Source organism: Larsenimonas salina, from assembly GCF_023736155.1.
GTDB lineage: Bacteria > Pseudomonadota > Gammaproteobacteria > Pseudomonadales > Halomonadaceae > Larsenimonas > Larsenimonas salina.
The window spans coordinates 23,483-32,489 of record NZ_JAMLJJ010000011.1; the positions used below are offsets into that span (position 1 = coordinate 23,483).

General features: G+C 63.0%; 6 protein-coding genes. 1 reads left to right on the plus strand and 5 read right to left on the minus strand.

Translation table 11 applies throughout. From position 1 onward, the window contains the following. Nucleotides 1-115: 115 nt before the first annotated feature. The 5 genes from NAT23_RS14360 to NAT23_RS14380 form a co-directional block, all read right to left on the minus strand. A complete protein-coding gene (locus tag NAT23_RS14360; protein ID WP_251929342.1) occupies nucleotides 116-1,780 on the minus strand; it encodes a BCCT family transporter in 1,665 nt (554 codons plus the stop codon). Nucleotides 1,781-1,864: 84 nt separating this feature from the next. Continuing rightward, nucleotides 1,865-2,977, minus strand: a complete 1,113-nt coding sequence (gene gbcB / locus NAT23_RS14365) for a glycine betaine monooxygenase reductase subunit (RefSeq protein WP_251929343.1) — start codon at nucleotides 2,975-2,977, stop codon at nucleotides 1,865-1,867. 83 nt (nucleotides 2,978-3,060) lie between these two features. Then, entirely contained in the window at nucleotides 3,061-4,566 is a 1,506-nt protein-coding gene (locus NAT23_RS14370; protein ID WP_251929344.1) for an aldehyde dehydrogenase, read from the minus strand. Nucleotides 4,567-4,606: 40 nt separating this feature from the next. Continuing rightward, the gene (locus NAT23_RS14375) at nucleotides 4,607-5,935 is read right to left on the minus strand and encodes an NAD(P)/FAD-dependent oxidoreductase (RefSeq protein ID WP_251929345.1); all 1,329 of its coding nucleotides are present in this window, start codon (nucleotides 5,933-5,935) and stop codon (nucleotides 4,607-4,609) included. Nucleotides 5,936-5,962: 27 nt separating this feature from the next. Further along, on the minus strand, nucleotides 5,963-6,853 hold the full coding sequence (locus NAT23_RS14380) for a dihydrodipicolinate synthase family protein (protein WP_251929346.1): 891 nt from the start codon (nucleotides 6,851-6,853) through the stop codon (nucleotides 5,963-5,965). 648 nt (nucleotides 6,854-7,501) lie between these two features. Here NAT23_RS14380 and fdhA point away from each other — a divergent pair. Continuing rightward, a complete protein-coding gene (gene fdhA / locus NAT23_RS14385) occupies nucleotides 7,502-8,695 on the plus strand; it encodes a formaldehyde dehydrogenase, glutathione-independent (protein ID WP_251929347.1) in 1,194 nt (397 codons plus the stop codon). Nucleotides 8,696-9,007: the final 312 nt, after the last annotated feature.

Below are 9,007 nucleotides of genomic sequence, written 5' to 3' on the forward strand. Positions count from 1 at the left end.
AGCTTGAGCAAAGGTGTGGTCAACACCTGAAGGCACCGACATCCCTGGGATGTCGGTGCCTTCCTAGACGAGCCCCGCCTCACCGACCGGACTCACTGCGACACGTCACCCGTGTCTAGACATTTTTCGGCTCGCTCCTCAACCCCTTGACCACCGCGAAGCAGGCCGCCAGCAGCACCAGCGTGAACGGCAGCCCGGTGGCGAGCACGGCGGTCTGCAGCGCACCCAGGCCGCCACCCAGCAGCAGCGCGATGGCGATGGCGCCCTCGATCAGCGCCCAGAAGATGCGCTGCGCCTTGGGCGCATCCACCTTGCCGCCGGCGGTCAGTGAGTCGATGACCAGTGAGCCGGAGTCCGAGGAAGTGATGAAGAACACCATCACCAGCACGATGCCGACGAAGGAGGTGATAGCGGTCCAGGGCAACTGGCTCAGCATCACGAACAGCTGCAGTTCGACCACCGCGTCCTTGACCCCCTGGAAGTTGTCCGTGACGAGCTGATCGATGGCGGTGTTGCCGAAGGCCGTGAACCACAGCGTGGAAACCAGCGTGGGCACGATCATCACCGAAATCAGGAACTCACGAACGGTGCGGCCGCGGCTGACGCGGGCGATGAACATGCCGACGAACGGAGACCAGGAGATCCACCAAGCCCAATAGAGGGCGGTCCACCCCTGACGGTAGTTGTCATCTTCGCGTCCAAAAGGCATGGACAGCGCCGGCAGGTGATACAGGTAGGAACCGAGATTGGTGAAGAAATCGGTCATGATCAGCAGGGTAGGACCGACCACGATCATGAACAGCAGAAGCATGAAGGCCAGCACCATGTTGACCATGGACAGGCGCTGCACGCCCTTGTCGACACCCGCCATCACCGACATCAGGGCCACCAGGGTGATACCCAGGATGAGCAGTACCATGGTGACGTTGCCGTCGGGGATCCCAAACAGGTAATTGAGCCCAGCCGTCGCCTGGGAAGCCCCATAGCCCAGCGAGGTCGCCAGCCCAAACAGAGTCGCGAAGACAGACAGGATATCGATCAAGTGCCCCGGCCAGCCCCAGACCCGCTCCCCCAACAGGGGATAGAAGATCGAGCGCATGGTCAGCGGCAGTCCCTTGTTGAAGGAGAACAGCGCCAGAGCAAGTGCGACCATCGCGTAGATGGCCCAGGGGTGAAGGTTCCAGTGATAGAGTGTGGCCGCCATGCCAAGCGACATGGCGCCTGCCTGGTCACCGGCAGCTCCCCCAAGAGGCGCCCAGTCGGTACGCACACCGTTCTCCACAGTGGTGCCACCCAGCGAGGTACCAAAGTGGGTCAGCGGCTCATTGACGCCGAAAAACACCAGGCCGATCCCCATGCCGGCGGCGAACAGCATCGCGAACCAGCCGGCATAGCTGAAGTCCGGCTTAGCATCTGCGCCGCCGATACGCACCCTGCCTAGCGGGGTAAAGATCAGCACTACTGCCACAAGCAGGATGATATTGGCTGCCAGCAGGAAGAACCAGTCGAGATAGCCGGTCAGAAAACCGAATATTGCATCGAAGATCGGTTCAATCTCTTCCTGCAACGCCAGGGTAATGATCACGAAGAAGAGGATCGTCAGCGCCGAGATGGAGAACACCTTCCCGTGCACGTCCAGATCGAACCCGAAACGCTTGAAGGCAACGTTGTCTTGGCCAATCACGTAATCGGTATTGATGAGATTGGCCGGTCCCTGAGGCGAGGGAATTCCCTGCTGCCCCGTTGTGGACGATTCGTTCGTTTTGTCATGGTCGGTCATGGGCATATCCTTCTTATTGTCTCATGATGATGGCCGGGGCCACCTCCTTGGGCAGTCTAGGCTCTGGCCCGGCACGCTTGCGACTTAGTACTCCACCTCCACGCTCCCCTTGACAGTGGTGCAGCAGCTCAGCACATAGCCCTCGGCGATTTCCTCCTCGCTGATGCCGCCGTTGTGTTCCATGGTGGTTTCCCCTTCCAGCACGCGCACCCGACAGGTGCCGCAGACTCCCATCCCGCAGGCCTTGGGGATCGTCAGATCGGCATTGACGGCCGCCTCGTGAAGCGTGATGCCACCGGCCACCTGGACCGACTTGCCAGACTCCTGAAAGGTGACCCAGTGGGCCTCTTCCACTGCCTCTTCATCCCGCTCCATGGCCTCGGCAGCATGCCCTTCGGCCACGGCGATATCGGAGGCTGGCGTCGCTCCGAAGGACTCCTCGTGATAGCGGGAGAAGTCATATCCGGCTTCCTGAAGCAGCTGACGTACCGCCCGCATATAGGGTGTCGGTCCGCAGCAGAATATCTCACGGTCGAGAAAGTCCGGCGCAATGAGCTGCAGCATCTCGCGGGTCAAGTATCCGCGATAACCGCCCCATATCTGCCCCGTTTCGGTACGCTCGCAGATCAGGTGCAGCTTGAAGTTATCGATACGGGTGGACATATAGTCCAGCTCCGCACGGTAGATGATGTCACTCGGCGTTCGAGCACTGTGGGCGAACACCATGTCGACATCGGAGTTGGTATTGAAGAACCAGCGCGCCATGGACATCACCGGAGTAATGCCCACGCCACCGGAAAGAAATAGCACCTTGTCGGCGGAATGATCGATGCAATTGAACTGCCCTACCGGGCCATGCACCGCAACCAGATCCCCTTCCTGAAGATTGTCATGCAGCCAATTAGAGACCACGCCTCCCGCCACACGCTTCACCGTGACGGAGAAGCTATAGGGAATCGACGGAGCGCTGGAGATCGTGTAGGAACGCATCACCTGCTCGCCGTCGATCTCCAGCTCCATCGTCACGAACTGCCCCGGCTTGAAGAAGAACAGCACCGGCTGCTGCATGGTGAAACAGTAGGTCCTGACATCCTGCGTTTCCTGGATGATCTTATGGCAGCGCACCAGATGGCGGCCGTTCGCCCAGGTCTGCGTATTGATGGGGTTAAGGAATTCGGTGCTAGCGAAGCTGTTCATGAGAAAACGTCCTATACGGAAGCTGCCACCCCCGGCAGGTGCTGAGGGTGGCAAGTCGCGATCTTGTCATTCTTCAGGCCGGATCAGCCCAGCTGGATCCAGGTGGTCTTGAGCTCGCAGTACTGGTCATGCGCATAGGCCGACTTGTCGCGGCCGCCGAAGCCGGACTGCTTGTAGCCGCCGAACGGGGTGGTGATATCGCCCTCGGAGAAGCAGTTCACGGAGACCGTGCCGGCGCGGATCGCCCGTGACATGCGATGCACGGTGTTGATGTCGTTGCTCCACAGCGAGGCCGCCAGGCCGTAACAGGTGTCGTTGGCAATGGCGATGGCCTCTTCCTCGGTGTCGAACGGGATTACGGCCAGCACAGGGCCGAAGATCTCGTCGCGTGCCACGGAGGCGTCGGCGGAGACGTCGTCGAAGATGGTGGGCGGCACGAAGTAGCCGCCGCTCTCCTGCAGCACACGCTCGCCGCCGGTGACGGCCTTGAGCCCTTCGGACTCGGCCTGCTGGATGTGACCGAGCACCTTGTCCATGTGGGCCTCCTCGATCAGGGCACCGAGCTGAACGTCGGGGTCGAGCGGATCACCCATGGCCCAGTCGGAGGCCAGCTGGACCTGCAGCTCGTCGATCAGGGCGTCCTTGATGGAGCGGTGAACGATCAGACGCGAGCCGGCGGAGCAGTTCTCACCCATGTTCCAGAAGGCAGAGGCCAGGACATCGCCGGCCACGGCCTTGAGGTCGCTCACGTCAGGCATCACCACTTGGGGATTCTTACCGCCGCACTCGAGGACCACGCGCTTGAGGTTGCTGGCGGCAGAGTACTCGAGGAATTTGCGGCCGACCTCGGTGGAGCCGGTGAAGGCGGACAGGTCGATGTCCGGGTGCAGGCCGATCGCCTTCCCGGCCACGTGGCCCAGACCGGTCACCACATTCAACACGCCGGCTGGGATGCCCGCTTCATGGGCCAGCTCGGCGAGGCGGGTGGTGCTGAGCGAGGTCAGCTCGGCGGGCTTGAGCACCACGCTGTTGCCGGTAATCAGCGCCGGTCCCAGCTTCCAGCCAGCCATCATGGCGGGGAAGTTCCACGGCAGCACCGCGCCTACCACGCCGATCGGCTCGCGGGTCACGGTGGCCACCACGCCCGGCTCGGTGGGCGCCACGGCATCGTAGAGCTTGTCGGCGGCCTCGGCGTGCCAGCGAATGGTGTTGGCGGTATCGGGAATGTCAACGTTGAAGCACTCGCCGATCGGCTTGCCTGCCTCGAGGGCCTCCAGCACGGCCAGCTCCAGGGTGTGCTCCTCGATCAGGTCGGCGAAGCGCTGCATGATCGCCTTGCGCTCGGCGGGCGCCAAGCCCGACCAGACGCCGGACTCGAAGGCACGACGGGCGGCCTGGACGGCCAGATCCACGTCCTCCTCGCCGCAGGCGGCGACCTCGGTCAGCACCTTGCCGGTGGCAGGGTTCAGGGTCTCGAAGGTCTCGCCGGAACGTGCGGCGACGAAGCGACCGTCGATGAAGGCCAGGTTGCGGAACTCCAAGCGTTCGACCTGCTGGGCGATGGCGTCTTTCGTGAGGATATCGGACATTGTTTTGCTCCTCCGGATCGTGATTCGTGTGTGAGGGAAATCAGAGTTCTTTGCCGGCCTTCCATTCTTTCCAGGCGAGGGTCGAACTGATCCCTAGCCCCAGGAAGGGCTCCGGCGGATTGGCAACCGGCTTGGGCTGCTTGAGCATGATGTCGAGCTGCTCGCTCTCGACGCCGAGAGCATACTCGGCGGCCAGCTTGCCGGTGATGGTGCCTCGGGCCAGGCCCAGGCCGTTCTGACACAGGGCGCTGTATACGCCGGGCGCTAGCTCACCGAACGGCGTCCCGCCATTACGCGTGACGCACAGCGCCCCGCCCCAGGTGTACTCCATCTCGACACCTGGCAGCATCGGGAAGCGCTCATCGAATGAGCGACGATGGGCGGCACGGATACGTTCCATCTTGCCGGGATCGGCACTGAGGCCAGCGTTGTAAGTGAAGGTGTGGCGCACGCAGATACGTCCGCTGCCCAGCCGGCGCAGGGTCGTGCCCATGGGATCGGCCGGAATCAGCCCCCAGCTCTCATCACCGCCGAGCGCCGCCAGTTCGTCGTCGCTCAGCTGACGTGACAAGCTGCCGTAGGTATAGATCGGCAGGATGCGGCCCTTGAGATTGAAGGCGCCGAACTGAGAGGCATAGGCGTTGTTGGCCAGCACCAGTCGGGGAGACTGCAGCCGACCTTGGTCGGTGACCAGCGTATGCGGCTTGCCGACCTCGATGCGCCGCACCGGGCTATCCTCGAACAGCTGCACGTTCTCGGGCAGGGTCTCGCCCAGCCCGCGCACCAGGGCCGCCGGCTGCAGCAGCACGGTGCCCGGGGCGTGAACGCCGGCCCTGAAGAAGTCGGTGCCGGTCACCGCCTTCATCTCGGCGGCGTCGAGCTTGCGGTAGGCTTCGCCGAGCCCGTCGAGCCCCTTGGTGAAGGCCTCCAGCGCCTGCTGGCCGTGCTCTTCCACCGCGCCGTGCAGCTTGCCCTGCTCGCGCCAGTCGCAGTCGATGCCGTGACCCTTGACGATCCCGCGCATGTAGTCGATCGCCGAGCGGTTCAGGCAGATCTGCTGCAGATCGTTGGAGCGGTCGCCGGTGTAGTCGTGCGAGTTGAGGTCATGGGGCAGATCGATCATGAAGCCGGAGTTGCGGCCGGCGGCACCGAAGCCGATGCGGCGCGCATCGATCAGGGCGATGGACGCTTCCGGCTGTAGCTCGGCCAGCCGACGGGCGGCGGCCAGGCCGGCCAGGCCGGCGCCCAGCACGACCCAGTCGGCCTTGACCTCGCCCTTGAGCGGCGTAGACGGCCCCGGCGCAGACAGCGTCTCGTACCAGCCACAGCGCCCGTCGTTCTGGGGCAATTTGTTGCATGTCAGCTGCATGAATGAGGGCTCCTCCGCCGAGTGGAATCAGCCGCGGTGCGCGACCAGGGCTTCGTAGGCGCTCTTGAAGGTGGCCTTCTCGTCGTCGTTCAGCGGCAGCAACGGACGGCGCGCGTTGCCCACCGGCATGTCGGCGAGTTCGCAGCCGTACTTGATGTACTGGCAGAACTTGCCACCCTGCTCCAGCAGGTTGAGGATCGGCAGGATACGTGCGGCCAGCTCGCGACCGGCGACGAAGTCCTGGTCGATGACGCAGGCCTTGTGTAGCGCGACGTGCTCCGGTGCCAGGAAGTTGGACGCCCCGGCGACCCAGCTCCGGGCGCCCCAGACGAAGAACTCCAGCACCTGGTCGTCCATACCGCAGCTCAGCTGGATGTGATCGGCGTGGTCGTTGGCCAGCTCGTGCATGCGCTCGACGGAGCCGGTGCTTTCCTTGATCGCCTGGATGTTGGGGCGCGCGCGCAGGGCGTCGATCAGATCGAACTCCATCGGCACGCCGGTGCGGTCGGGGAAGTTGTAGAGCATGATCGGCATGTCGAGGGCGTCGTCGACGGCCTCGATGTGCGTGAGCAACTCATCTTGGGCCGGCTGGCAGTAGTACGGCGCGGCGACCAGGACGGCGTCGAAGTCTGCGGCCTTGGCGTACTGACCCAGCTCCAGGCTGTCTTCGGTGGTAGTAGCATTGACACCGGCCATCAGTGGCACGCGGCCCTTGGCATGGCCCACAACTCGGTCGAAGACCTGCTTGCGTTCGTCCTTGGTCAGAGCGTAGTACTCACCAGTGGTACCGCCGATGATCAGGCCATGGACGCCCTGCTCAATCAGGGTATCGACCAAGAGATCCAGTGCTTCCAGCTTAAGGGCGCCCTGCTCGTCGAGGGGAGTCACGACCGGCGTCCAGATACCATCGAAATTCATATCGTCACCTAGTTGTATGAAGTATTGCGACACGACCAAAGGTCATGCCCATCAGAGTAAACAGCGATCCAATCTCCACGGAAGAAACCTTTTTTGTCGCCAAAACATGACCGGGGGTTATGAATAAAAGGCCCAGCAGAGGCTTATTCCAGCCAGGTCACGCTGACTGGCTCTTTACTTGGCTGGTTATTGCGATGCTCGACGCCTGACCAATCTTGGCAAGGCCGATCACTTCATTCCGGTCGAACGTAGAGTGATGTCATTTTCAGCATCGACTGGATCACATCGGACACACACCGCGGCGCGATTCGAGACATATACCCAAATTGTTGATATTAAATAATAAAGCAGCCTGACTAAGGATGAGGTGACTCGGGTGCACGTCATCCATGCACAGTTGTTTTTTGTCGAGGCTTCGCCGGCCGCCGACGCTCCTGAGGCTCGGCAGAGCAACGTCATAACACCAGCTCATCAACTGTCCGGAGAAATAATCGATGTGGCGCAGTGTTTGACCTACTTAGACTCGAGGGGCGCCTACAACAATCGGTGACGAGACATCCCTGGCAAGCTGCGTTGCCACCCGGCGAGCCTAGTGGCGCCTCCGGGGTCGTATACCTAGATGTCTCAGCCGGACAACAGGAGTCAATCATGAGCACAGCCAACCGCGGAGTCGTCTACAAGGGCCCGGGCGAGGTCGCCGTCGAGTCCATCGCCTACCCGGAACTCGCCCTCGGCAATCGCAAGTGCGAACACGGCGTGATCCTCAAGGTCGTCACCACCAACATCTGTGGCAGCGACCAGCACATGGTGCGGGGCCGCACCACCGCGCCGGAAGGCTTGGTGCTGGGGCACGAGATCACCGGCATCGTGGTCGAGTGCGGTCGCGACGTCGAATTCCTGAGCCCGGGCGACATGGTCTCGGTGCCGTTCAACATCGCCTGCGGCCGCTGCCGCAACTGCAAGTCCGGCCAGACCGGCATCTGCCTGAACGTCAACCCGTCACGCCCGGGCGCGGCCTACGGCTACGTCGACATGGGCGGCTGGGTCGGTGGCCAGACCGAATACGTCATGGTCCCCTACGCCGACTTCAACCTGCTGAAGTTCCCGGACGCCGACCAGGCCATGGAGAAGATCAAGGACCTGACCCTGCTGTCCGACATCTTCCCGACCGGCTTCCACGGCTGCGTCACCGCCGGCGTCGGCCCGGGCTCCACCGTCTACATCGCTGGCGCCGGCCCGGTCGGCCTGGCCGCCGCGGTCTCCGCCCAGCTGCTGGGTGCCGCCTGTGTCATCGTCGGCGACATGATCGAGGACCGCCTGGCCCAGGCCCGCAGCTTCGGCTGCGAGACCATCGACCTGACCGAAGACGGCGACATGGCCGACAAGATCGAGGTCATCCTCGGCGAGCGCGAGGTCGATGCCTTCGTCGACTGCGTCGGCTTCGAGGCCCATGCCTGCGGCTGCAACCACGGCCAGGAGGCGCCGGCCGCGGTGCTGAACTCCGCCATGTCGCTGACCCGCGCCGGTGGCCAGATCGGCATCCCCGGCCTGTACGTGACCGAGGATCCGGGGTCGTCCGACGCCGCCGCCCAGCAGGGCAGCCTGAGCATGCGCTTCGGCCTCGGCTGGGCCAAGTCGCACAGCTTCCACACCGGCCAGTGCCCGGTGATGAAGTATCACCGTCCGCTGATGCAGGCGATCCTGTTCGGCAAGGTGAACATCGCCGACGCCGTCAACGTGCAGATGATCACCCTGGATCAGGCGCCGCAGGGCTACGCCGACTTCGATGGCGGTGCCGCCAAGAAATTCGTCATCGATCCGCACGGCAGCGTGGCTGCCTGACAAGAGATCGAAACGATTCGGCCTCGCTCGGCAATGAGCGGGGCCGTTTTCGAGGGGCCCCGCGCTCCGTCTTCCCGGGCCGGCCTTCCGGCTCAGTGCGACTCAGCATGCAAACGGCCCCATCCGACGTGCATCGGACATCCTCGGCCTCTGCCGATGTCCTTATAGCAACAACAATCGAGAGTGACCCCATGCGATCCGAGAGTGGCCTATTAAAGGGGCTCAACCCCACCGTAACCATCGCGTCGAAGATACTGGTCATCGGTTTCGTGACCTTTTGCGCCATCATGGCCGACCAGGCCGGCGTGATCT

Coding starts and splice junctions, on each gene's coding strand:
- NAT23_RS14360 (WP_251929342.1), bottom strand. CDS start 1,780: ATGACCGACCATGACAAAACGAACGAATCGTCCACAACGGGGCAGCAG.
- gbcB (WP_251929343.1), bottom strand. CDS start 2,977: ATGAACAGCTTCGCTAGCACCGAATTCCTTAACCCCATCAATACGCAG.
- NAT23_RS14370 (WP_251929344.1), bottom strand. CDS start 4,566: ATGTCCGATATCCTCACGAAAGACGCCATCGCCCAGCAGGTCGAACGC.
- NAT23_RS14375 (WP_251929345.1), bottom strand. CDS start 5,935: ATGCAGCTGACATGCAACAAATTGCCCCAGAACGACGGGCGCTGTGGC.
- NAT23_RS14380 (WP_251929346.1), bottom strand. CDS start 6,853: ATGAATTTCGATGGTATCTGGACGCCGGTCGTGACTCCCCTCGACGAG.
- fdhA (WP_251929347.1), top strand. CDS start 7,502: ATGAGCACAGCCAACCGCGGAGTCGTCTACAAGGGCCCGGGCGAGGTC.